Raw genomic sequence first — 25429 nt, 5'->3', positions numbered from 1 at the left:
AGCCAAGCGGAAATGCTTGCATTTCCATTTGACTTAATCTGCCAGTCCAAAGCCATCATGAACCGCACGCATGGCCCTCTCTACATCATTTTCATCTATCAGTACAGTTATCCGCACCTCAGATGTGGATATCATGCTTATGTTTATATTTGCATTGAAAAGTGCTTCAAACATTTGGGCCGCAACTCCCGGATTGCTCATCATGCCCGCCCCTACGATAGATATTTTCGCCACATTATCTTCATAGCTGATTTCCTGAATTGTCAGTATCTCTTTATTTTTCTCCAGCACCTCCAGGGTCGCATCCCGGTCATCCTGGGCAACCGTAAAGGAGATATCTTTTGTCCCCTCACGGCCTACGGACTGTAAAATGATGTCCACGTTAATATTGTTTTTCGCAAGTGTATTGAATATCTTAAATGCCACGCCGGGCTTATCATCAATTCCGATTACAGAGATCCTCGATGTATTCTTATCGGATGCAACTCCGCTGATTAACATTTTTTCCAATTTTCCTACCTCCTTGACAACCGTTCCTTCTTCCCGGTTCATACTGGAACGTACCACCAGCTGCACCCCGTATTTTTTTGCCATCTCCACTGATCGGTTATGAAGCACCTTTGCTCCCAGGGAAGCAAGTTCCAGCATCTCATCATAACTGATAGTATCCAATTTCCTTGCATTTGATACAACACGGGGATCTGCTGTGTATACACCGTCCACATCTGTGTAGATTTCACAGGTATCTGCATGCATTGCGGCTGCAATAGCTACAGCTGTGGTGTCGGAGCCGCCCCGCCCTAAAGTACTATAATCCTCGTATTTATTTATTCCCTGAAAGCCTGTTATGACTACAATTTTTTTGGAATCCAGTTCATGGCGTATCCGTTCCGCCTCCACGCGCTTCATCCTGGCACTTCCGTATGCAGAAGTGCTGTGCATTCTTATCTGAAATGCATTCAAAGAAACTGCGGGGACTCCCAGTGAATTGATTGCCATAGCCATCAGAGAAACCGAAACCTGCTCCCCGGTTGTGAGCAGCATATCCATTTCTCGTTTTGATGGCCGGGCTGTAATGTTTTTCGCCTTTTCGATCAACTGGTCTGTTGTATCGCCCATTGCCGATAATACAACAATGACCTCATTTCCGTTCCTGTAATCCTCTATGCAACGCTCTGCTACACGGAAAATGCACTCCTGGTCTGCAACTGAGCTGCCCCCAAATTTTTTTACTATCAGCATATTATCCTCCTGGCTGCCTACATTTCGTAAAGTTACAGTTCAGTCATCAGCTCAATTCTGCTAAACTGCAATCAAATAAATGGGTAATTAGTGTATACCCCTCTTCTTCCAGTATTCCTGTCTGACTTGCCGTCTCTTCATTATATTCCCTCATTCCCTTGAACGTGTGTCTGCTATCATAAAGCAGATATGGAACCGGGTCCTTTGTATGGGTTCTGATTCTAACAGGGGTAGGATGATCCGGTAATATCAGCATGCGGAACTCTTCGCCCGCAGCCTTAAGAGCTTCTGTCACTGATCCGATGATATACGCGTCTATATTTTCAATAGCTTTGATTTTATTTTCTGCGCTTCCCTGATGTCCCATCTCATCCGGCGCCTCTATGTGGATATACACAAAGTCATAACCTTCGCGCAACAATGCATCCACAGCAGCCTGAGCTTTTCCGGCATAGTTTGTATCTAACCCGCCGTTGGCTCCTTTTACAGGAATATTATGCATCCCTGCGCCTGCTGCAATGCCTTTTAGCAAATCCACCGCCGAAATCATAGCACCCCGTTTTTTATTTTTTTCCTCGAAAGAGGTCAGGGCAGGTCTTGTGCCTGCTCCCCAGAACCACGCGGAGTTGGCAGAATTTTTCCCATTCTTCTTTCTCTCAATATTCAGAGGATGGAGAGACAGGATTTCATAACTCTTTTCCATCATTTCCCGCAGCACGGGTTCTTTCGGAAGATAATCTCCTATCCGTCTTGTGAGAATATCATGAGGCGGCGTCAGCTCCACCACCTTTCCTTGCTTTTGTACCAGCAAATGACGGTAGCTGGTTCCCACATAAAATTCATAGCCCTCCCGGGCCAGACCTTTCTTTAGGGCATCCATAAGAACCGAGGCATCTTCTGTACTGATTTCACCAGAACTGTGATCCGTGATGATTCTGTCCTCATATGTATCCTGTTCTTCTGTCAAAGTTACAAGATTACACCGAAAGGCCACATCTGACGGCTCCATATCCACTCCAATGCTTAAGGCCTCCAGAGGGGATCTTCCTGTATAGTATCTTCTTGGATCGTATCCTATGACAGACAAGTTTGCGGTATCACTTCCCGGTGCCATGCCCTCGGGTACAGTACGCACCATGCCAATCTCTGATTTTGGAGCCAGAACATCCATATTCGGTGTCTTGGCTGCCCCAAGAGGTGTCTTTCCTCCCAGCTCCCCCAAAGGTTCATCCGCCATTCCGTCACACAATACAATTATATATTTCATCTTCTCTCTCCCGTTAAAAACCAATGTACCGTCTTATCATTCTTCTATGCGTATCATATGCAGAATTCCCGGAAACTCTTTTGCCTGCTCTGCATATGTGCCTTCTGTCATCTTGCCGGTCACAAAGCCGAACTCATTTTCCAGTTCCTCAATCCGCACAATTTCAACAGGACCGAATTTGCTTTCCAGATGTGCTTTCAGGGCATCAGCCTCGCCTTTGATTCTTACAAAATATTTCTTACTTGTATCTTCTATAGGCTGCAGATTTAACTTTTCGCTGTCCCACATGGTCATAATATTTCTGTTCAAATGCTTTGCCTCATCCACAATATCAGCAACTACTGCACTAGCAGTGGGCAGCTTGCCTGCACCACTTCCATAAAACATAAGATCGCCCACTACATTGCCATGAACAAAAATTGCATTAAATACATCATTTACATTATAAAGGGGATGATTTCTTTGAAGCATATAGGGGGCCACAATAGCATGAAGATGATCGCTGTCCCTCCTGCTGGAAGCCAGCAGCTTGATGGTCATGCCCAGAGCCTTTGCATACATCATGTCCTGTTTTGTAATTTCCGTGATGCCCTCTGTATAGATATCCTCAAAATCAACCTGCTGGCCGGAGATCAATGAAGATAAAATAGCAATTTTTCTGCAGGCGTCATAACCCTCCACATCAGCCTCCGGGTTGCGCTCCGCATATCCCTTTGCCTGGGCTTCCTTCAGAACCTCATCATAATCGGCCCCCTCATAAAACATTTTGCTCAGCATATAATTTGTGGTACCGTTTAAGATCCCTGTAATTTCCTCAATCTCATCTGCCGTCATGGAGGAATTTAAGGGACGGATAATCGGGATGCCGCCTCCTACACTGGCTTCAAAGAGGAAGTTGATGTTGTTGTCCATGGCAATAGACAGCAGCTCAGCTCCGTGTTTCGCCACTAGGGCTTTGTTTGAGGTGGCAACACTTTTTCCGGCCTGCAGGCACCTTTTCACAAAAGTATAGGCGGGTTCAATACCTCCCATCACTTCTGCTACGATTTTGACCTCCGCATCTTTCTCTATAATCTCAAAATCATGCACTATTTTTTCCTGCACCGGATCTCCTGGAAAATCTTTCAAATCCAGAACATATTTGATGTTGATGTCATCTCCTACCCTCTGGTTGATTCGCTTTCCATTTGTGTTGACGACTTCCACAATTCCCGAGCCAACTGTACCATATCCCATTACCGCTATGTTTACCATCTCTTCCTCCTTTTTGTCTCATTTCCCTTCTTTTTGTCTATGACTTTGCAGCCAGGTATGCGTTGATGAACAAGTCAATGTTTCCATCCATAACTGCATTAACATTGCCTGTTTCTGCATCAGTTCTGTGATCTTTTACTAATGTGTACGGCTGCATTACATAGGATCTGATCTGGTTTCCAAATCCAATATCCTTTGTCTCGCCCCGAATATCAGATACCTTTTCCGCCTGCTCCTGCTGCTTTAAAAGATAGAGCTTTGCTTTTAACATCTGCATTGCCTTATCTTTGTTCATGTGCTGGGAGCGCTCATTTTGGCACTGCACCACAATTCCCGTCGGCAGATGTGTGATACGGACTGCGGAAGAGGTCTTATTTACATGCTGCCCCCCTGCACCGCCTGAACGGTATGTGTCGATGCGCAGATCATCTTCATTTATTTCAATGTCTATATCGTCCTCAATATCCGGGATGACATCACAGGAGGCAAAAGATGTCTGCCGTTTTCCCGCCGCATTGAAAGGAGAAATTCTGACCAGACGGTGTACCCCTTTCTCAGAGCGGAGATACCCATAAGCATTCTCCCCCGCCACCTCGAAAGTGACTCCTTTTACGCCTGCTATATCTCCGTCCAGATAGTCCAGAACCTCAAGAGAAAATCCCTTTTTCTCGGCCCAGCGGGTGTACATCCGGTACAGCATGCCGGTCCAGTCGCAGGATTCCGTGCCTCCGGCCCCTGCGTGGAGTGTGACGATTGCATTGCTGCTGTCATATTCCCCTATAAGGAGTGTCTGAATTCTCAGTTCTTCAAAATCTTCCGAAAATCTGTCCAGCTCTTCCTCAATTCCTTTTATTGTCTCTTCGTCGGAATCTTCTTCGCTCATTTCAATCAGAAGGTTCATGTCCTCGTAATCGGTGTAGAGATTTTCTATCTGCTTCACAGACTCCTGAAGACCTTTTAGATATTTCATGGTGCGTGTGGAATCATCGGGATTGTCCCAGAATCCCGGCTCTTCGATCTTGCGCTCCAGCTCTTCTATCCGCTTTTTCTTTGACGCTAAGTCAAAGTGAATCCCTCAGATCTTTCAGCGGTTCTTCATATGCACTCAGCCTTGTTTTCAATTCTTCCAACAAAACCACTTTTCTCACCTCTTTCTTATTTTAAATGAGAATCTGTTTTTATGCAGATTCTCATATGGCATCCAGATTCTTTATTCCCGCGAGCAACAAGCCAAATGGAAATGCTTGCATTTCCATTTGGCGACTGCCGCGAGGGTCAAAGACCCCGCAGCTTGCTGCGCTGCAAGTTTGATGCCCCGTCAGCTTGCTGCGGGGTCTTTGACCCTACTTACGCCCTGCGCCCGTGGCATTGTTTGTATTTCTTTCCACTGCCACAGGGGCATGGATCGTTGGGATAAATCTTCTTCTCTGCCCTCTTCTTTGGTTCACGCAGGGCACTCTCATCCTTATTCGTACCTGTAGCCTGCGCAACCTGCTCTCTCTCTACTTTCTGTTCAATGCGGATGTGGAACAGGGTGCGGACAGTTATTTCAGCTATAGCGTTTGTCATTTCACCGAACATATCATAGCCTATCATCTTATATTCCACAAGCGGATCCCTCTGTCCGTATGCCTGAAGCCCGATGCCCTGGCGAAGCTGATCCATATCGTCAATGTGATCCATCCATCTTCCGTCAATGGCCTTCAGCAATACTACCCGCTCAATTTCACGCAGATGCTCCGCCTCCGGAAATTCTGCTTCCTTTGCCTCGTATGCTTTTACAGCACGCTCTTTGAGAAGATGTTTCAGTTCCTTCTGCTGCATGTCCCTTGTTTCCTCTGCAGCCGGCAGCTGAAGCTGGGGAATGACACTGCGGAGTGTAACATCAAGGCCCTGCATATCCCATTCCTCCGCTTCTGCCTCAGAAGAGGCAAAACGGTCTGTCACATTTTCCACATACTCGGTGATCATATTGTAAATAGTGTCCCGCATGCTTTCGCCGTCCAGAACGCGGCGTCTCTCTCCATAGATGATTTCACGCTGTTCATTCATAACCTGGTCATATTCCAGCAAATTCTTGCGGATACCGAAGTTGTTGCTTTCAATCTTTTGCTGAGCCTTCTCGATTGCATTGGAAAGCATCTTATGTTCAATCTGCTCTCCCTCTGCCACGCCGAGGGTGGTAAAGACATTCATTAATTTCTCGGAGCCGAACAGACGCATCAGATCGTCCTCCAGTGAAATGTAAAACCGTGACTCTCCCGGATCGCCCTGACGTCCGGAACGTCCCCGGAGCTGATTATCGATTCGTCTGGATTCATGGCGCTCAGTACCGATAATTTTCAGTCCTCCTGCAGCTCTTGACTCGTCATCCAGCTTAATATCCGTACCGCGGCCAGCCATATTGGTAGCAATGGTCACAGCCCCGTGTATACCTGCATCTGCCACAATTTCAGCTTCCAGCTCATGGTACTTTGCATTCAGCACCTTGTGAAGAATACCTTCCTTTTTCAACATTTTGCTCAGAAGTTCGGAAATCTCTATGGTAATCGTACCTACCAACACCGGCTGTCCTTTTTCGTGAGCTTTCTTCACTTCCTCTACGACAGCCTTAAACTTCTCTTTCTCAGTCTTATAGACAGCGTCCTCCAGATCCACTCTCCGAACCGGTTCATTGGTCGGAATCTCTATAACGTCCATCCCGTAAATGTCACGGAATTCCTTTTCCTCGGTAAGGGCTGTACCGGTCATACCGCTCTTTTTATCAAATTTATTAAACAAATTCTGGAATGTGATATTGGCGAGAGTCTTGCTTTCTCTTTTTACCTTCACATGTTCTTTCGCCTCAATTGCCTGATGCAGTCCGTCCGAATAGCGGCGTCCCGGCATAATCCGCCCGGTGAACTCATCGACAATCATAACCTCTCCTTCCGGGGTCACTACATAATCCTGATCACGGAACATCAGGTTATGTGCGCGCAGTGCAAGTATAATGTTATGCTGGATTTCCAGGTTCTCCGCATCTGCCAGATTATCAATGTGGAAAAACTTCTCTGCCTTTTTTACCCCGTCTTCTGTAAGATTGACCGTCTTTTCCTTTTCATTTACAATGAAATCTCCGGTCTCCTCAATCTCCTCGCCCATAATAGCGTTCATCTTGGAGAACTCACCGCTGGCTTCGCCTTTTTCCAGCTGGCCGGCGAGAATATCGCATGCTTCGTACAGTTTTGTAGATTTATCACTCTGCCCGGATATAATAAGAGGGGTTCTCGCCTCATCAATCAATACAGAATCGACCTCATCAATAATTGCGTAATGAAGGCCTCTCTGGACAAGTTGTTCTTTGTATATAACCATATTATCACGAAGATAGTCAAAGCCCAGCTCATTATTTGTCACATAAGTAATGTCACAGTTATACGCCGCACGGCGCTCATCGTTATCCATAGAGTTCAGGACGACACCAACAGTCAGTCCAAGGAACTCATGGACCTTTCCCATCCACTCGGCATCACGTTTTGCAAGGTAGTCATTGACTGTTACAATGTGCACGCCCTTTTCCTCCAGCGCATTCAGATACGCAGGAAGAGTGGAAACCAAAGTCTTTCCCTCACCGGTCTTCATCTCGGAGATACGTCCCTGATGGAGAATAATACCGCCAATAAGCTGAACCCGGTAATGGCGCATCCCCAGGCATCTTGTTGCCGCCTCCCTTACAACGGCAAATGCCTCAGGGAGGATATCATCCAGAGTTTCTCCATCCTCGAGGCGTTTTTTGAACTCTCTTGTTTTATCTTTTAATTCTGTATCAGACAGGGCCTGCATCTCTGGTTCCAAGGCCTCTATACGGTCTACAATCGGATAAATACGCTTTAATTCATTTTCGCTATGCGTTCCGAAAATTTTTTCAATCAAACCCATAATCTACAATTTACTCCTTGTCTAAATTTACTCTAAACCTCATTCTAACACTATCCTCTTGTTTATTCAACATTTTCCTTTATAGTTTGCGATAACGTCATAGGGAATATTTCCGCCGAATAAGTCCAGTGCACTTCCGATTGTAAAGTCAAGGTTCCCTCCGCTCATTTCGCAGAATTTTCCCAGATCCTCCAGACTCCCGATTCCACCTGCATATGTGACTGGTATTTGATTCCACTGGCCCAGCATGCGCACAAGTCCTGTCTCCATCCCGGAAGACCTGCCCTCAACATCCGCTCCGTGCACAAGAAACTCATCACAGTATTTGGATAAATCCGATAATACTTCCTGTGTCAGACAAAGATCCGTAAAGCTCTGCCAACGGTCAGTCACAATAAAATAAGAATCTCCCCTTTTCCGGCAGCTCAAATCCAAAACCAGATGTTTTTTCCCCACGGCTTGTACCAGTTTCTCCAGATTTTCCCGGCAGAACTTCCCCTCCCGAAATACATACGAAGTCACAATGACATGGCTGGCTCCCGCCTCCAGATATCCGGCGGCATTCTCCGCCGTAATTCCACCCCCGATCTGCATCCCCTTGGGATATGCTTTAAGAGCTTCCAATGCCTGGTTCCTCGTCGCCTCAAAACACTCTGACTCCCGGGAATTCAAAAGAATAATATGTCCCCCCGTAAGGTTGTCCCTCCGGTAAAGGCCGGCATACCAGGCAGCATCAATCTCAGAAGAAAAATTTACCACCGCCTGATTCCCCTCATCCTTAAGGCTTCCGCCCACAATCTGCTTCACCTTCCCATTATGAATATCAATACACGGTCTGAACCTCATAGAAAACCTCACATTTCTGAAAAGGGGTCTGACCCTTTTGAACTCCATTTTCTGAATTATCGCGATAATTCAGAAAACGGTGGGCAAAAGGGTCAGACCCCTTTTTCCACTAATATCTATTGTCAAATATTCTGGTTGATTTTTTTTCGCTTCTCGGCAGGTCTCCGATAGAGACAGGCATTACATTTACCGTGATGCCGATTTTTGTTTTGAATTCTTTTTTCACGGCATTCCCGGCCTGCTTTTTATCGATGCCTCTGTTGATTTCCACAAACAGGGTGCATACATCTTTTCCACTCATATGATCCAGCATAAATTGATACTCGCTGGATGCCTCCGGCACATTTTTAAGCATGTCTTCTATCTGGCTCGGGAAAATGTTGACCCCTTTTACTTTTACCATATCGTCTGTTCTTCCAATCAGTGTGTCGATTCTGGGAAATCGGGAACCGCATTTGCATTCACCTGGCAGGAAGCGTGTCAGATCATGGGTGCGATATCGTATAAGTGGAGCTCCCTGCTTGCGCAAGGTTGTAATGACCAGTTCTCCGATTTCTCCGTCGGGGACATTTTTTCCGGTCTTCGGATCCACAATTTCAAAGTACAGATAATCATCCCAGTAGTGCATTCCGCATTCGTAATCGCAGCTCATGGCGATTCCTGGACCATATACCTCTGTCAGCCCGTAAATATCATACAACTGTACTCCCAGCTCATCTGCAATACGTTTTCTCATTTTTTCGCCCCAGCGCTCGGAGCCAATGACACCCTTTTTCAGGTAAATTTTATTTCCTATCCCTCTCTTTGCAATCTCCTCTGCCAGAAGGAGGGCATAGGAAGATGTGGCACACAAAACTGTCGGTTTCATGTCCTGCATCATCCGAAGCTGTTTATCGGTATTTCCCGGGCCCATAGGTATAGTCATAGCGCCCAGATGCTCTGCTCCTGCCTGGAATCCGATTCCAGCGGTCCACAATCCATACCCCGGTGTGATCTGAATCCTATCCAGGGATGTGATTCCAGCGAGCTCATAACAGCGGGCAAACATTTTTGCCCAGTCATCCACATCCTTCTTTGTGTAAGGAATAATCACAGGGGTACCTGTTGTCCCCGAAGAAGAATGAATGCGCACAATCTCCTCATCCGGAACAGCCTGCAGCCCCAAGGGATAAGCTTCCCGCAGGTCACCCTTCCAGGTGAACGGGAGTGTTTCAAATTCTTCCTGGCTTTGTACAGAAGAAATGTTGATGTCTTTAAACTTTTCTTTGTAAAAGCAGTCCTTGGAGGTCAGCTGTTTCAAGTTATCCTTTATCAATTCTAACTGAAGTTCTGTCATTTTCATACGATTTTCTCCTCTATATCTGTTCAAAGGCTGCTTTTCCAAGCTCCAGTGCTTTATGATTCATTTCCTGATATTTTTCTTTTACATTCTCTTTGACAGCCCGGCCCATTTCTTCTATAGAAATGTCAAGTGCTCCGCTGGCTGCCGCTGCTCCCAAAAGTGCTGCATTCAGCACTTTTGCCGAACCTGCCTGGCGGCAGATATACTCACCGGACAGGACAGCCACTTTATCTGCCTTTTCCTTTAGATAGTCCAGCATCTCTTTTCCTTCATATGCGCTGCCGTTCAAAGTAGAAATAACCGGCTTTATTGCCTTGCTGCTCACAATTACTGTGCCGCCCGCTTTCAGGTAAGGAAGACTCCGCACCGCCTCCGCCGGCTCAAAAGCAAGAATCAGATCTGCACTTTTTAAAGGGATCTGAGGAGAATATATTTCTTCACCTATTCGCACATGACTCACCACAGAGCCTCCCCGCTGTGCCATCCCGATGGTTTCTGCAGTGCGCACGGATTTTCCCTGTCTCATCGCCGCAAATGCAATCAATTTTGAGGCGAGAACCACGCCCTGCCCGCCTACACCGCATAACAGACAATTTTTATTCATTGGTTTCCACCTCCCTGATTGCCTGAAAGGGACAGACTTGGCTGCACAGCCCGCAGCCATAACACAGTGATGAATCTATCTCCACCGCCCCATCGTTTATTGTGATTGCCGGACATCCCAATTGATTGATACACGTTCTACATTTTCTGCACTCTTCCTGGTCTACCTGAAAAAGTTTTCCCGGCCTGCAGACAGCAATGCATGGGGATTTAAATATGACTGCACGGACTCCCGGTGCATCTGCTGCCCGTTTCACTGTATCTACAGCGGCATCCAGCTCCAGCGGGTCCACAGTTTCCACAAAAGTCACCCCGATTCCTCTCAGAATGTTTTCTATGCTGATTTTTGCCACCACATCTCCCATCATGGTTATTCCTGTACCTGGATGAGGCTGGTGCCCCGTCATGGCTGTCGTAGAATTATCCAGCACGATCAGGACAATATCTGTCTGATTGTAAACTGCATTTACAACACCTGTGATTCCTGATGCAAAAAACGTAGAATCTCCGATAAACGCAAAATTTACCGCATCATTTTCAATAATATGTAATCCCTGGGCAATGGTTACATCGGCTCCCATGCACAGACAGGTGTCCACCATATCCAGCGGTTTTGCATTTCCCAGGGTATAGCATCCGATATCTCCGCTGAATACAGCCTTCTTTCCCTTCATAGCCTTTTTCACCGCATAAAAGGAGGCTCGGTGGGGACATCCCGCACATAAGACCGGCGGCCTGACGGGCAAGGCGGGTGCTTTCTCCGGTGCCGGCTCTGTCCTTTTCTCTCCTTTTGAGTTCTTCAGAAAGCTTTCCAAATCCTCTGCGATGCTCTCCACGCTGTTCTCACCGGCGTTTTTCGTATCGTGGGTCAATTTCCCCCGTATTGTCACGTTGAGATGATATTTTCCTACAATCTGAAGTAACTCTTTTTCAATCACAGGATCCAGTTCTTCCAGAACCAGAACCTCATCCAGCTGCTCTACAAATTCTTTTGCAAGCCGCTCCGGAAAAGGATGGGGCGTACTGACTTTCAAAAGTGGAACTTCTTTCGGAAGCACTTCATTTGTATAAGCATAACTCACCCCACCTGAAACAATACCCTTTTTCCCATTTCCCGCCCGTATACAATTCCCGGCATAAGAAGAAAATACATCTGAAAGCTTTTCATTTCTGTCTTCAATTTTTATATGATTCTCATAGGATGTCCTTGGAAAAATCACCCACCTCATTGTGTCCTTCACAAACCCTTCTGGTTCAGGCACTTCCATATCCGGCAGCAGATTGAGACTGACACAGGCATGGCAAATCCTGGTAGTCGGCCGGAATAGTACCGGCGTCTGATATCTCTCAGAGAATTCAAAAGCGTCCGCTATCATCAAATATGCCTCCTCCGGGGAGGAAGGATCAAATACAGGGAGCTTGGAAAATTGTGCAAAATTTCTTGTATCCTGCTCTGTCTGGGAAGAAATGGGGCCCGGATCATCCGCGGAGACAATAACCATTCCGCCTTTTACTCCCACATAGGCAAGGCTCATCAAGGGGTCGGATGCCACATTCAAACCGACTTGTTTCATCGTCACCAGGGTTCGGGCCCCTGCATATGCAGCACCTGCGCCGACCTCCATCGCCGCCTTCTCATTGACTGACCACTCCACATGGATATTTCCCCTATTCTGCTTTGCGACTGTCTCCAGTATTTCCGTGGAAGGTGTCCCCGGATACCCGGCCACCATCCGCACACCGGCGCGAATGGCTCCCAGAGCAATCGCTTCATTCCCCATTACAAGCTTCCTATTTACGCTCATACGAATCTCCCTTTCACTTTTTTTGACTCTGTGGTAATAGTTTAAGTTCAAGCTCAGCCCAAAAATCTGCGGTTCAAGCTCAGCTCAAAAACCTGCGGTTCAAGCTCAGCTCAAAAACCTGCGGTTTTCTCGCTGTTTGGCTCTCGCCAAATAGATATATTTAGAAATACACCTTAGAAAGCAAGCTTTCACGGTGTATTTCTAAATATATCTGCTTGCTTCTGAGCAGTTATCACTTTGCTATTTTAACACATTAAAGTTGAAAATGAAAGAAAAAAAGGGGTCTGACCCTTTTGAGCTCCATTTTCTGAATTATCGCGATAATTCAGAATTCGGCGGTCAAAAGGGTCAGACCCCTTTTCACTTATTTATCATTTGTGTTTCTTTCATCCAGATTATCTTTCGCTGCCCCATTGTCATCTGTCAGATTATCTGTAGCTTTGTCTACATTGTCTGTAGCCTTATCCACCGCGTCGTCTACTACTCCGTCATTTTCATCGTCGACGGTCGTATCATTTGTGTCATTCGTATCGTTTACTCCGTTATCGTCTGTGGTATCTGTTGTTCCATTGGTTGTGTCTTTGTTGTTACCGCAGGCTGTCATACTTCCAAGTACGCCTACGCACATCATCAATAATAAGAACTTTTTTATTTTTTTCATTCTATTTCTCCCTTTCCATAAATAATCTTGCGTTAGTAATATTTGCAATTTTTTGATTCTTTATGTATGGGAAAATTTTCTAAATTTTTCGCAACTATTCAGGAGGGCAGAAATATTTACGAACGGCTTGTGCAAGCTTGCTTGCTAAAAGCCGTTCGTAAATATTTCTATCCGGCGTTTAGCCGAAGCGAGATGAAGCGAAGCGGAATCGAGCTTGCCCTTCTGAGCAGTTACATTTTTTCTTTAATCTCTCCGCTTCGGTATGCTCCCAGCAAACGCTCCAGATCCGTCACCTGGCCTTTCAATTCCTTTCCAACGTCTGTATCCCCAACCAGCCGGCGCTTCACTACACGCTTTACAACCATATAGTCGGAATGTATGTCACTTTCCTTCTGAATCGCTGCCTCTGTAGATTCAAAGGGCTCATGGGCAACAAGAAGGAGTCCGTATGAATTGTAAATCAATGTATATCCCGCAATTCCTGTTTCTTTCTGATATGCCCTGGAAAAGCCGCCGTCTATGACCAGCACCTTACCATTACACTTAATCGGACTCTCGCCATCTTTACGCTTTACAGGCATATGACCATTTACAATATGCGCCTCCTCGGAGCTCAGGCCGAACTCCCGCAGAATACTGTCCATAACCTTTTCGTCCTCCAGAAGGTTATAATAAGGGTTCTTTCTCTCCAGATGTGTCATCTTCTCCGCAAGAAAATATCTCTCAAAAGTGGCCATTTTGTCCTTGCCAAACAAAGGAGAGCCGGGGTGCAGCCAGATATACCACATCATATCTCTGCCTTCCTCTCTCGCCTGTGGATCCAAGGCAAAAAAGCCTTTCCGTATATATCGTTCCAGAGCATCATACAGAGATTTTCCTTTAAACGTCTCTCCAAATAGAGAAACCTCCTTAAAGCTGCCATCTTCATTCAGAGGAACACATCCGTGATATAATAAATTGTCATTATAAACCTTATACAGCCCTCCTTTGGCGAGCAGGAACCGTATGTGCTTCTGAAGCTTCTCACATCCCATAAAAGCACGCTCCAGCCGCTCCATTACCTCTTCTTCCTCCGGACACAGCCGATAGGGGTCTTTTGGGTCTATTGTGGGGAAATTTGTATCCAGAAGTTGATATTCTTTTTTCCCTAGCATAATAGTTCCCTTCTCATAATCAATACGATGCAGAAGTGCCCTGTCCTCCAACCCAAATTCCTTCCGCCCCTTAATAATCTGTCCTTCCACCTTAAACTGAATCACAGAAATTGCCTTGTGCATCCTGAGATCCATCTCCATCTCAGCCTTGTTTGGCTTCTCCGGCCCTTTCAACGCAAAGCAAGTGCAGGGGTCATCCCCATAAGTCCGCAGTGAAAATGTCGCCAGAGGCAGAAGATTGATTCCATACCCATCCTCCAGGATATCCAAGTTTCCATATCTGGCACAGATGCGGATTACATTGGCTATACACCCTCTCTGCCCTGCGGCTGCTCCCATCCAGAGAACATCATGGTTTCCCCACTGAATATCAAGAGAATGATAGGTCATCAGTTTGTCCATAATGATGTGGGGACCCGGTCCTCTGTCATAAATATCACCCACAATATGTAAATGGTCAACCACCAGCCGCTGAATCAACTCAGATATTGCTTCAATAAACTCTTCCGCGCGGCCGATCCGGATAATCGTCATGATAATCTCATTGTAGTAAGATTCCTTGTCATTTACCTCGGACTTTTCTGTAATCAGCTCCTCAATTACATAGGCAAAATCTTTTGGAAGCGCCTTCCTCACTTTTGACCTGGTATATTTGCTTGCCGAGCGCTTGCTCACCTCAATCAGACGGTACAGATTAATCTTGTACCAGTCCTCCATGTTTGTTTCTGCCTTCTTCACCTGGGCCATCTTTTCCTTCGGATAATAAATCAGTGTGGCAAGAGACTGCTTATCCCGTTTACTTAATGTATTGCCGAAAACATCGTCAATCTTCCTCCTGACAGAGCCAGAACCATTTTTCAGTACATGGGAAAACGCTTCATATTCCCCGTGTATATCGGTCAGGAAATGCTCCGTTCCTTTGGGCAGATTCAAAATAGCCTGCAAATTAATGATCTCTGTAGATGCCGCTGCAATGGTTGGATAGCACTCTGAAAGCCGCTTCAGGTATCTTGTTTCCAAATTTTTCATGAGCTCCCCCTTGTTTCCTGCGTTTAAAGCTGAATCACATCACTCATATCATACATCCCAGCCGGTTTTCCGGCTAAAAACTTTGCTGCCTCCACAGCTCCCTTTCCAAAAACGCTTCTGGAATATGCAGTGTGCTTAAACTCTATGACTTCGTCCGGTCCCGCAAAGATTACCTCGTGATCCCCCACAATTGTGCCGCCGCGGACTGCTGAGATACCCATTTCTTTTTTGTCCCGTTTTCTTCGCACCTGGCTTCGGTCATATACATACGTATATTCATGATTCAGGGCATCATTCATAGAATCCGCCAGTGCCATGGCTGTTCCACTGGGCGCATCCAACTTCTGGTTATGATGGCGCTCTACCAACTCAATATCATAGCCCGCGGGTGCCAGTATCCTCGCTGCATCCTTCAGCATTTTTAAAAGCAGATTAATCCCCATAGACATATTGGCCGACTTCAACACCGCAGTCTCTCCTGATGTCTCCTGAACCTTTCCCAGCTGTTCCTTAGAAAGTCCCGTTGTACAGAGCACAACCGGAACCTGATTCGCAGTGCAGTAATCCAGAAGTCCCTCCACCGCAGCTGCATTGGAAAAATCAATCACTACGTCCGGCTTTACATCACACAACTGAATATTTTCAAAAACCGGATAGGTATTTTCTGTTGCCGTAAATGTATCCACTCCGGCGACAACCTCTGCCTGCTCGTCTTCCCTGATGAGCCCAGTTACCATCTGTCCCATCCTTCCATTGCATCCATGAATCAATACCTTCACCATGTCCGTTCCTCCTGACCTTTTTCTTAAAGTTCGTAACTGTCACTATTTGCAGAAAAAAGGATACCATATCTGAGTCTGTTACTCAACGCATGATATCCCTTTCACAATCATCTCTGTCTATTGTGTTACTGTTCACAGGCTAGCCTGCAAACAGTAACGCCGCCTGCCCATTATTAAAGCCGCCTTCGGCGAGGGGCAGGCTCACCGACTGTTTTACGTTGTCGAGCCTAGCCTATCAGCGTAGTGATAGGCTAGGAGTGAACAATAACTCTATTATACCAGTTTTATACCAAAATCAGTCATTGCTCTTGCAAGACCTGCCGCATTTTTCTCTGTCATCTCTGTAAGGGGCATTCTCAGTCCGCCCACTTCCATCCCCATCAAATTCATCGCCTTCTTAACCGGAATCGGATTCACCTCGCAGAACAGCTTCTCGACCAGCGGAAGCACTTTGAACTGCAGCGCCCGGCTGCCTTCCAAATCTCCGGCAAAGAACTTCTCACAGATATCATGAGTTTCCTTGGGGGCAATATTGGATAAAACAGAAATAACACCCTTCGCTCCAAGTGCAAGAAGAGGTAAAATCTGATCATCATTGCCAGAATACAAATCTACCCTGCCCTCTGTCATCTGCATGATCCTGGAAATCTGTGAAATATCGCCGGAAGCCTCCTTAATCCCCACAATATTATCCACCTCGTTCACCAGGCGGGCTACCGTGGCGGGCTCAATATTCATTCCTGTCCTGCTCTTCACACTGTATAAGATAACCGGTATCTTTGCTTCATCCGCCACAGCCTTGTAATGTGAAAAAAGTCCGTCCTGTGTCGCCTTATTATAGTAGGGTGTGACCAAAAGCACACCGTCCGCTCCCGCCTCTGCTGCTTCCTTAGACATCTCCATAGCAGTACGTGTACAATTAGAGCCGGTCCCTGCTATCACCGGAATCCGTTTTTTTGTATGCTCTATTGTAAACTTGATACAATCCATGTGCTCTTCTTCTGTTAATGTGGAAGATTCGCCTGTCGTGCCACAAATAATAATACTGTCGGTGCTATTCTCACAATGGAAATCAATCAATTCATCCAGCTTATCGTAATTTATGCTTCCATCTGCGTGAAACGGCGTAATAATCGCCACTCCGGCTCCCTTAAATAATGACATATATATCCTCCTAATCTAAACGCTCCTCTTTTCTCAAAGTTTAACACTAATTATATCCGATGTCAACGCAAAGAAAGGGCGCCATTTGTGGACATGGCGCCTGTTTATTTTCTATTTTTTACTCTTCCATGCACTCCAGTTTACTGACGGAAACTTCATATGCAGTGCGGGTTTCAGTCTCTATCTCAGATAATTTCTTTACATACTCCCTGCTCTGTATTCTTCCCAGTATTTGCACATGATCTCCCACCTCAAATCCTGATGCATACCTGGCATTCCTGCCCCAGCAAATGCACGGAATATAGTCTGATTTTCCATACGGCCTGTTTACTGCCAGAAGCAAATCTGCAATTTCTCTTCCCAGCGGCGTTTTTCTGTATACGGGTTTTTTGCAGATATACCCTTCCAGCAAAATGTTATTTGTCTTTGCTCCGTCCAACTCCTCATCAATAAATTCAACCTCACGGACGAAAACAGACAAAACCAACCTGTTCTTCTGCTCTTCATGCCGGTTGTAAGAACGGAACTGCCCCAAAGCCATAATAAACTCTCCCGTATAATCCTGCGTCACATCAATGAGTCTCTCTGAAATCATGAGGGGAATCCTGTCTTCTGAATTGCTGAGCCTCTTCACCAGCACATCCACCATGTAAAAGCCTTCTCCAAAGACCTCATGGCTGTATGTAAAACCGGAAGCCACTTCCCCCATAATTGTTACCTGATTGTTTTCAATAATCTTATCTGACATGATTTGTAGCTCTCCCTTCCTCTGATTGGTATTTTTGAGTCAATACTAAGTTTATGAATATAGTACATGCATTAGAACAGAAATGGGACAATAATCGCTCGACAAAGTTCTAATGAAAATGCACATTTTGTGGAAAATCCCCCCAATTTTGTCAGAAAAAGTAACTGTTCAGGAGGGCAAGCTCGATTTTGTTTTGGTTAGGCACCTCGCTTCGGCTAAACGCCGAATAGAAATATCTTCCCATATGAAATGTTTTGTGATAGAATAAAAAAGTTGCAAGCACATAATAATACACATGATGTAGGGGTCAAAAGGTATTTTGCCCCCTGATACCTACGGATTGCTCCGCACTTTGTGCTCCCGCAATCCTAAAAACATTCGAAATCCGCCCTGCTCGGGCTACTTTCTCATGTTTTGCGGGTCCCAAAGTCATGCTTTTTCATGCAAGCATGAAACGCATAACCTTTTGACCCTGGTATCATACACATAACATAAGCAGAAAGAGTGTTGAATATTTATGAAAACAAAGCGTGAAGATGTTAGAAATATTGCGATTATTGCCCATGTCGACCACGGCAAAACCACTCTGGTAGATGAGCTTTTAAAGCAGAGCGGTGTATTCCGCCAAAACCAGGAAGTAGCCGAGCGTGTCATGGACTCTAACGATATTGAAAGGGAGAGAGGCATTACAATTCTTTCCAAGAATACTGCTGTATTTTACAAAGGAACAAAAATTAACATTATTGATACTCCCGGACATGCAGACTTCGGCGGTGAAGTAGAACGTGTACTAAAGATGGTAAACGGTGTAATCCTCGTGGTGGATGCCTTTGAGGGTCCCATGCCCCAGACCAAATTCGTACTCCGCAAGGCACTGGAGCTGGACTTACCGGTCATTGTGTGCATCAATAAGATTGACAGACCAGAAGCAAGACCGGACGCAGTAATCGATGAGGTGCTGGAGCTTTTCATGGATCTGGATGCATCCGACGAACAGCTGGACTGTCCCTTTGTATATGCCTCTGCCAAAGCAGGTATTGCAGTTCTGGATCTGACAGACGAAGAAAAGAACATGCAGCCCTTGTTTGAGACCATTCTGGATTATATCCCGGCCCCTGAAGGTGACCCTGAAGCGCCAACACAGGTTCTCATCAGCACCATAGATTACAATGAATATGTAGGGCGTATCGGTGTGGGAAAAGTAGATAACGGAACGATCTCTGTCAACCAAGATATGGTTCTGCTCAATCACCATGACCCTGATAAACAGGAAAAGGTAAAAATCAGTAAATTATATGAATTTGACGGGTTGAACAAAGTAGATGTCAAAGAAGCATCTGTCGGTTCAATAGTGGCAATCTCTGGTATTTCGGATATTTCTATCGGGGATACCCTCTGCTCACCGGAGAACCCAGAGGCCATTCCTTTCCAGAAAATTTCCGAGCCTACGATCGCCATGCAGTTTATCGTCAATGACAGTCCTTTCGCAGGCCAGGAAGGAAAGTATGTCACCTCCCGCCATATCCGTGACCGTCTGTTCAGAGAGCTGAACACCGATGTGAGCCTTCGTGTGGAAGAAACAGAGGATACAGACAGCTTCAAGGTGTCCGGCCGCGGTGAGCTTCACCTTTCTGTTTTAATTGAAAATATGAGACGTGAGGGTTACGAATTTGCCGTAAGTAAAGCTGAAGTACTTTATAAGACAGATAAGAAAGGCCGGAAGCTTGAGCCTATGGAAGTAGCTTATATTGACGTACCTGATGAATTTGCAGGAAGTGTCATTGAAAAACTGGGCCGGCGCAAGGGCGAGCTGCAGAACATGGGTACTTCCAATGGTGGTTACACACGTCTGGAGTTCTCCATCCCGGCCCGGGGATTGATCGGCTACAGAGGAGAATTCCTCACAGATACAAAAGGAAACGGAATCTTGAACACCAGCTTTGACGGGTATGCGCCTTATAAAGGGGATATCCAGTACCGCAAGCAGGGCTCCCTGATTTCTTTTGAAACTGGAGAATCGGTCACTTACGGATTATACGCAGCCCAGGAGCGCGGTACCTTATTCATCGGTGCGGGAGAAAAAGTATATTCCGGCATGGTAATCGGACAAAATGGGAAGACAGAAGACATTGAGCTAAACGTGTGCAAGACCAAGCACCTGACGAACACCCGGTCCTCCGGTGCCGACGATGCCTTAAAGCTGACGACTCCTCATGTTTTAAGCCTGGAGGAAGCTCTGGACTTCATTGATACGGACGAGCTTCTGGAAGTTACACCTAAATCCCTGCGTATCCGCAAAAAAATTCTAGATTCCAGAATGAGAAGGAGAAGTTCTCTGAAATAGGGAAAAATTGATTCATTCTATACAATAAAGCTTTTCCATGCTATAATATGGACATAATACAGACAGAGGTATTTATTCTTCCTGTATAATATGAACAAAGGAGTTGATCATCATGAAATTTATTATCAGCGGAAAAAACATTGATGTAACGCCAAGCCTTAAAGACACTATTGAAAACAAACTGGGAAAACTCGAAAGGTACTTTACTCCTGAAACAGAAATTATCGTAACCCTCAGTGTAGAAAAGGAAAGACAAAAGATTGAGGTGACTATCCCCGTAAAGGGGAATATTATCCGCTCAGAGCAGACAAGCAATGATATGTACGTATCCATTGACCTTGTAGAGGAAGTTATCGAACGTCAGCTTCGCAAGTATAAAAATAAACTGGTTGCCAGAAATCAGGGACATCCGACGGCAGCTGTGGGCGGGAGCAATTTTAAGAAGGAATTCTTTGAGTCGGAGGATGAGAATCCGCACGATGAAGAGATTCGCATCGTGCGGACCAAGCGCTTCGGAATCAAACCAATGTATCCTGAGGATGCATGCATCCAAATGGAGCTGCTGGGACATTCTTTCTTTGTATTCAGCAATGCAGAGACAGACGAAGTAAATGTGGTATACAAGAGAAAAGACGGCTCCTTCGGATTGATTGAACCTGAATTCGATTAATATGATGTAGGGGTCATGCTTTTTATGGAGTATGATATAAAGAGGCAGGTACCCTCAGGTTAGGTACCTGCCTTTTCATATCCTTACTTCTGATTTCATTTCTGGACAACCTGTCCGAAAATCTTTATCTTAGTTCCTGTCTGTGCATACCAGTACTCTCCGTCTTTTCTGATGTCACTCTTTCCATTGGTTTCTTCTATAATCTCTGCAGCAACCCCGTCTGCCTCCTTTAAAGGAACCATAACTTCCATCTCAACCTGTTCAGTGTACTCTATTCCAACAGAAGCCAGCCCTCTCTCTGCAAAAAAATGCTGCAGCTTTCCAAGTTCTGTATATTCTATTGCTATTTTCAGTTTTGCCCCATGAATTTTGGTAATAATTATACTATGTGCAAGGCCTTCACGGGCTGCAGCTGTATACGCTCTCACAAGGCCTCCGGTGCCAAGCAGTGTGCCCCCGAAATAACGGGTTACTACAATCAGCACATCGCGCAGAGCCTGCCCTCTGATTACCTCCAGAATCGGCTTTCCTGCAGTTCCTCCTGGCTCCCCGTCATCACTTAAACGCTCTAGTACTCCCTCTGCCCCAATGACACAAGCCCAGCAGTGATGCCTTGCATCCCGGTATTGCCCTTTTACATGCTCCAGGCAGTCCAGGACCTCCTCTTCAGAGGATACAGGAAATACATCGGCAATAAATCGAGACCTTTTTTCGACGACTTCCGCACTTCCACTTTGATATACTGTTTTATAATCCATTGCCCTACCTCGTTTCCTGCCTCCCTGATACCTACGGATTGCTGCGCACTCTCTGCTCCCGCAATCTTAATAATATACCAAACCCTTGAAAAACCGCAAGACTTTATTAAGATTCTTTAAGAAATGTGAACTTTTCTATTTTTTCTTTATTTAAGCAGGTAAATTTGTTATAATGGGTGGAATGAATAAAGGAGGATATTATTCATGAACTACGGAAAAGAAAATCTCACGAAAAAGAAGAAAGATATCTCTTCAAAGAAAAATATGAAAAAAAAGCGGGTGGGAGTCCGGCTGTTTAAAGCTATCATCATCTGCCTGCTGCTGATAATTGTAATCGGTGCTGCCGGTGCCGGCTTGTTTGTCAAGAAAATCATCGACAGTACTCCAAAAGTCACTCCAGCCGATGTAAGGCCCTCAGGAGCCACTTCCTTTGTTTATGCAGAGGATGGCACCATGCTGGACAAGTTTCTGCAGAAGGGCTCTAATCGTATCTATAAGAATTACGATGAGATTCCCATTAACCTTACCCATGCTTTCGTGTCCATCGAAGATGAACGTTTCTACCAGCACAACGGTATTGATATGCAGGGCATTTTGAGAGCCGGAGTCGTTGGACTGACTTCCGGAAACTTTTCAGAAGGTGCGAGTACACTGACCCAGCAGTTAATCAAGAACAATGTCTTCCCCAATTTCACGGAAGAAAAGACGTTCTATGACCGTCTGGAAAGAAAGCTGCAGGAGCAGTACCTGGCCGTGGATATTGAGAAGCAGATGAGCAAGGAAGAAATTGTGGAAGCCTATATGAACACCATCAACCTGGGGCAGAACTGCCTGGGAGTACAGACAGCCGCAAAGAGATATTTTGGCAAGGATGTGTCAGAATTAGCACTTTCTGAGTGTGCCGTTTTAGCAGGAATCACCCAGAGCCCGTCCGATTACGATCCGGTTACACACCCGGATGATAATAAAAAACGCCGGGATAAAGTCCTGAAGAATATGCTGAAACAAAAATATATCAGTCAGGCGGAATATGACGAGGCGGAGGCTGACCCCGTATATGATCGGATTCAGGCAACAGCCCAGGACACTACAACCGATACACCTAATTCTTACTTTATAGATGAGCTGGCACAGCAGATTATCAGAGACCTCCGTGAGCGCAAGAATTATACGGAGACACAAGCCTACAATGCTCTCTACAGCGGCGGCCTTAATATCACCGCCACACAGGATCCAGCCATCCAGAAGATTTGTGATGAGGAAGCGGCAAATCCTGCCAATTACCCTGCCACTGTGCGGTATGGGTTAGAATATGCACTTACAATCACACGGGCCGACGGAACTTCAGAAAATTACAGCAAGGAAATGCTTGGAGAATACATCAAGAGTGCCTGGGGAAAAGAATTTCCCCTTGTCTTTGATTCACCTGATGAAGCAAATCAAGCCATTGCTGAATATAAAAGTACCTTGAATATCGTCGAGGGAGACACTGTCAATGAGAATATTGACATTACACCTCAGCCTCAGATTTCTGTAGTTGTAATGGATCAGTCCACAGGACAGGTTAAGGCTATCGTAGGCGGCAGAGGTGAAAAGAAAACTAGTCTTTCCTTAAACCGGGCAACAGACTCTACAAGACAGCCCGGCTCCTGTTTCAAGATTGTTTCAACTTATGCCCCCGCGCTGGATTCCGGCAAATATACCTTGGCCAGCACGATTCTGGATGAGCCATATGCCTATGCAAATGGCAAACCTGTCAATAACTGGGATGACAAATATATCGGCAACACAAGCGTTCGCTATGCAATATTGCATTCCATGAATATTTGTGCGGTAAAAACCCTGACAGACATTGGACTTCAGACCGGCTATGACTCTTTGTTGAATTTTGGATTTACTTCACTGGTAAATTTTGATGATCCTAATTATCCTGATTTTACCGATGTAGCTCAAGCTACAGCCTTGGGTGGTATCACGAGGGGTGTTTATAACCTGGAAATGACTGCTGCATACGCGGCAATTGCAAACAAAGGCACTTACACGGAGCCTATTCTCTACACAAAGGTTCTGGACCGCGACGGAAATATCCTTCTTGACAACACTTCACCTGCCACCCATCAGGTGATTAAGGATTCTACTGCTGCACTTCTCACCAGTGCAATGGAGGATGTTATCAATCAGGGAACCGGTACCCCGGCAAAGCTTAACAATATGCCGGCGGCAGGCAAGACCGGTACCACAGAGAAAAGTACAGATCTCTGGCTCTCGGCCTACACACCGTACTATACCTGCTCCGTGTGGACAGGATTCGACTCTAATATGCCGATGGAAGGCTGGGAGTATGCAGACCAGAAATGGCATGAGGTTCTTTGGAAAAATATCATGGACAGAGTTCATGCTGATCTTCCATACAAGGACTTTACAATGCCTACTTCTGTAGAGCAGAAAACAATATGTACCATAACAGGGCTTCTTGCAACCTCAAGCTGTCCAACATTAACAGAATATTTTGCTCAAGGAACTGCTCCCACGCAGAGTTGTCCCGGACATGTGATAGAAAAGCCGGCAGAAAAAAATACGGATGATGACAATAAGGAAAAGCCCAAAGACGAACAGGATACTGATACCGAGAAGCCCGACGACAGCGGCGACGGCACCGATACGGAAAATCCAAAGCCGGATGAAGGCGGCGGCACTGACACTGAGAATCCGGACGAGGGCGGCGGTACTGATCCTGGAAATACGGGTGGCAATGAAGGCAGCGGAGGAACCGAACCGGCTCCATAAACCAACGGTAAGATATAAGTAAAGAGACAAAGAAGATGAGAAAACCTGGCATCTTCTTTGTCTCTTTATTTATCCTTCGCGAGGAATTTCTTGTAATCAGTCTCAGGAGCCTATTCTCCCAAAATCATTTTAGCCGAGCCGCAAATTCCTGCGTCATTCCCAAGAGTTGCCAGTGTGAATTTCACATCTTTTATAGCAAAGAAAGCCCACTCTCGATACGGCTTTTGTATGAAAGGAATCAGTACTTTCCCTGCCTTAGATACACCGCCTCCAATAACAAAAACCGACGGATCTGCCGCCGCTGCTATACCTGCAAGTGCATGCCCCAGATAGCGACCAAACTCCTCTGCTATCTCCACAGCAACAGCATCCCCAGCCTTTACGGCATCAAACACCGCCTTGGCAGTCACTGTCTCTTTTGTCAACATGGTATCTCTTTTGTCTTTTTTCAGCTTTCTTTTTGCCAGCCGCACAATTCCTGTTGCAGAAGCGTACTGCTCCAGGCACCCATAATTCCCGCAGCCACACTGTTCTGGTTCCTCATCATTCACATGCATGTGCCCGATTTCCCCGGCTGCGCCATGGGCGCCGTTTACAATTCGGCCGTCTGAAACGATGCCGCCGCCCACACCCGTACCCAGAGTCACCATAACCATATTTTTCTCCCCAAGACCTCCGCCTTTCCACATTTCTCCTAATGCAGCTACATTTGCATCATTTCCAAATCGTGCTTTTAATCCTGTGAGATGTTCCAGTTCCTTTTTTGCCTCCTTATATTCCCAGCCCAGATTAGCGCTCCCGTCGACCACTCCATCATCACTGACAGGTGCGGGCACTCCCACACCTATCCCCAGAACAACAGCCCCGGAAAGCTCTCTTTCTTTCATTTTATTAAGAATGGATGCCGCAACATCCGGGAGAATAGCCTCTCCCTTATTTTCCGTATGGGTTACAATCTCCCATTTGTCAATGATTTCTCCTGATTCTCCAAACAGCCCCATCTTTACTGTGGTTCCGCCGATATCTACACCAAAACAATATCTCATAGTGCT

At 45.9% G+C, this 25429-nt stretch carries 19 protein-coding genes; 3 read left to right on the top strand and 16 right to left on the bottom strand.

The window, feature by feature from the left end; genetic code table 11:
- Positions 1 to 33: 33 nt before the first annotated feature.
- The 14 genes from EDD59_RS05080 to EDD59_RS05015 form a co-directional block, all read right to left on the bottom strand.
- Positions 34 to 1242: an aspartate kinase gene (locus EDD59_RS05080; protein ID WP_132379563.1), complete on the bottom strand. Its 1209-nt coding sequence runs from the start codon at positions 1240 to 1242 to the stop codon at positions 34 to 36.
- A gap of 46 nt (positions 1243 to 1288) precedes the next feature.
- Positions 1289 to 2509: a cofactor-independent phosphoglycerate mutase gene (locus tag EDD59_RS05075; RefSeq protein WP_132379561.1), complete on the bottom strand. Its 1221-nt coding sequence runs from the start codon at positions 2507 to 2509 to the stop codon at positions 1289 to 1291.
- Between the two features lie 36 nt (positions 2510 to 2545).
- Positions 2546 to 3763, bottom strand: coding sequence for a homoserine dehydrogenase (locus EDD59_RS05070; protein ID WP_132379559.1), 1218 nt, complete (start codon positions 3761 to 3763; stop codon positions 2546 to 2548).
- A 37-nt stretch (positions 3764 to 3800) separates the two neighbouring features.
- Positions 3801 to 4902, bottom strand: a protein-coding gene (gene prfB / locus EDD59_RS05065; protein WP_132379557.1) for a peptide chain release factor 2 whose coding sequence is annotated in 2 segments (ribosomal slippage) — positions 3801 to 4826 and positions 4828 to 4902 — 1101 coding nt in all. Because the reading frame shifts where the segments join, the coding sequence is not laid out codon by codon here.
- Positions 4903 to 5110: 208 nt separating this feature from the next.
- Complete coding sequence (gene secA, locus EDD59_RS05060) at positions 5111 to 7684, bottom strand: preprotein translocase subunit SecA (protein ID WP_132379555.1); 2574 nt, start codon at positions 7682 to 7684, stop codon at positions 5111 to 5113.
- A gap of 66 nt (positions 7685 to 7750) precedes the next feature.
- Complete coding sequence (hisA, locus tag EDD59_RS05055) at positions 7751 to 8530, bottom strand: phosphoribosylformimino-5-aminoimidazole carboxamide ribotide isomerase (RefSeq protein ID WP_132379553.1); 780 nt, start codon at positions 8528 to 8530, stop codon at positions 7751 to 7753.
- Positions 8531 to 8639: 109 nt separating this feature from the next.
- Positions 8640 to 9872: a phenylacetate--CoA ligase family protein gene (locus EDD59_RS05050; protein WP_132379551.1), complete on the bottom strand. Its 1233-nt coding sequence runs from the start codon at positions 9870 to 9872 to the stop codon at positions 8640 to 8642.
- Between the two features lie 13 nt (positions 9873 to 9885).
- Positions 9886 to 10476: an indolepyruvate oxidoreductase subunit beta gene (locus EDD59_RS05045; RefSeq protein WP_132379549.1), complete on the bottom strand. Its 591-nt coding sequence runs from the start codon at positions 10474 to 10476 to the stop codon at positions 9886 to 9888.
- On the bottom strand, positions 10469 to 12280 hold the full coding sequence (gene iorA / locus EDD59_RS05040) for an indolepyruvate ferredoxin oxidoreductase subunit alpha (RefSeq protein ID WP_132379547.1): 1812 nt from the start codon (positions 12278 to 12280) through the stop codon (positions 10469 to 10471). Before iorA ends, EDD59_RS05045 begins: the two co-directional genes overlap by 8 nt.
- Before the next feature lie 364 nt (positions 12281 to 12644).
- Positions 12645 to 12941 carry a hypothetical protein gene (locus EDD59_RS05035; protein ID WP_132379545.1) on the bottom strand — a complete coding sequence of 99 codons (297 nt, stop codon included), beginning with the start codon at positions 12939 to 12941 and terminating at the stop codon, positions 12645 to 12647.
- Between the two features lie 230 nt (positions 12942 to 13171).
- Positions 13172 to 15124 carry a fructose-1,6-bisphosphatase gene (locus EDD59_RS05030; RefSeq protein WP_132379543.1) on the bottom strand — a complete coding sequence of 651 codons (1953 nt, stop codon included), beginning with the start codon at positions 15122 to 15124 and terminating at the stop codon, positions 13172 to 13174.
- A 23-nt stretch (positions 15125 to 15147) separates the two neighbouring features.
- On the bottom strand, positions 15148 to 15906 hold the full coding sequence (dapB, locus tag EDD59_RS05025; protein WP_132379541.1) for a 4-hydroxy-tetrahydrodipicolinate reductase: 759 nt from the start codon (positions 15904 to 15906) through the stop codon (positions 15148 to 15150).
- Positions 15907 to 16179: 273 nt separating this feature from the next.
- Complete coding sequence (gene dapA, locus EDD59_RS05020; RefSeq protein ID WP_132379539.1) at positions 16180 to 17070, bottom strand: 4-hydroxy-tetrahydrodipicolinate synthase; 891 nt, start codon at positions 17068 to 17070, stop codon at positions 16180 to 16182.
- A gap of 118 nt (positions 17071 to 17188) precedes the next feature.
- Positions 17189 to 17818 (bottom strand): single-stranded DNA-binding protein, encoded by a 630-nt coding sequence (locus EDD59_RS05015; protein WP_132379537.1) that lies wholly within the window; start codon positions 17816 to 17818, stop codon positions 17189 to 17191.
- A gap of 517 nt (positions 17819 to 18335) precedes the next feature.
- Between EDD59_RS05015 and typA the strand changes: the two genes are divergently transcribed.
- Together typA and hpf are read left to right on the top strand one after the other, a co-directional pair.
- Entirely contained in the window at positions 18336 to 20162 is a 1827-nt protein-coding gene (typA, locus tag EDD59_RS05010; RefSeq protein ID WP_132379536.1) for a translational GTPase TypA, read from the top strand.
- A gap of 112 nt (positions 20163 to 20274) precedes the next feature.
- Complete coding sequence (gene hpf / locus EDD59_RS05005; protein ID WP_132379535.1) at positions 20275 to 20832, top strand: ribosome hibernation-promoting factor, HPF/YfiA family; 558 nt, start codon at positions 20275 to 20277, stop codon at positions 20830 to 20832.
- A gap of 95 nt (positions 20833 to 20927) precedes the next feature.
- Here hpf and EDD59_RS05000 read toward each other — a convergent pair whose 3' ends face one another.
- A complete protein-coding gene (locus EDD59_RS05000) occupies positions 20928 to 21590 on the bottom strand; it encodes a YigZ family protein (RefSeq protein ID WP_132379534.1) in 663 nt (220 codons plus the stop codon).
- 204 nt (positions 21591 to 21794) lie between these two features.
- Between EDD59_RS05000 and EDD59_RS04995 the strand changes: the two genes are divergently transcribed.
- A complete protein-coding gene (locus EDD59_RS04995; protein ID WP_132379533.1) occupies positions 21795 to 24377 on the top strand; it encodes a PBP1A family penicillin-binding protein in 2583 nt (860 codons plus the stop codon).
- Between the two features lie 110 nt (positions 24378 to 24487).
- Here the strand turns inward: EDD59_RS04995 and EDD59_RS04990 are convergent, their stop codons facing one another.
- Positions 24488 to 25423 (bottom strand): ROK family glucokinase, encoded by a 936-nt coding sequence (locus EDD59_RS04990; RefSeq protein WP_132379532.1) that lies wholly within the window; start codon positions 25421 to 25423, stop codon positions 24488 to 24490.
- Between the last annotated feature and the right edge of the window lie 6 nt (positions 25424 to 25429).

Origin of the sequence: Muricomes intestini, assembly GCF_004346165.1 — a bacterium.
GTDB classification, from domain to species: domain Bacteria; phylum Bacillota; class Clostridia; order Lachnospirales; family Lachnospiraceae; genus Muricomes; species Muricomes intestini.
The sequence above is the reverse complement of the archived record's forward strand: the minus strand, read 5'-3'. Positions and strand labels throughout refer to the sequence as shown.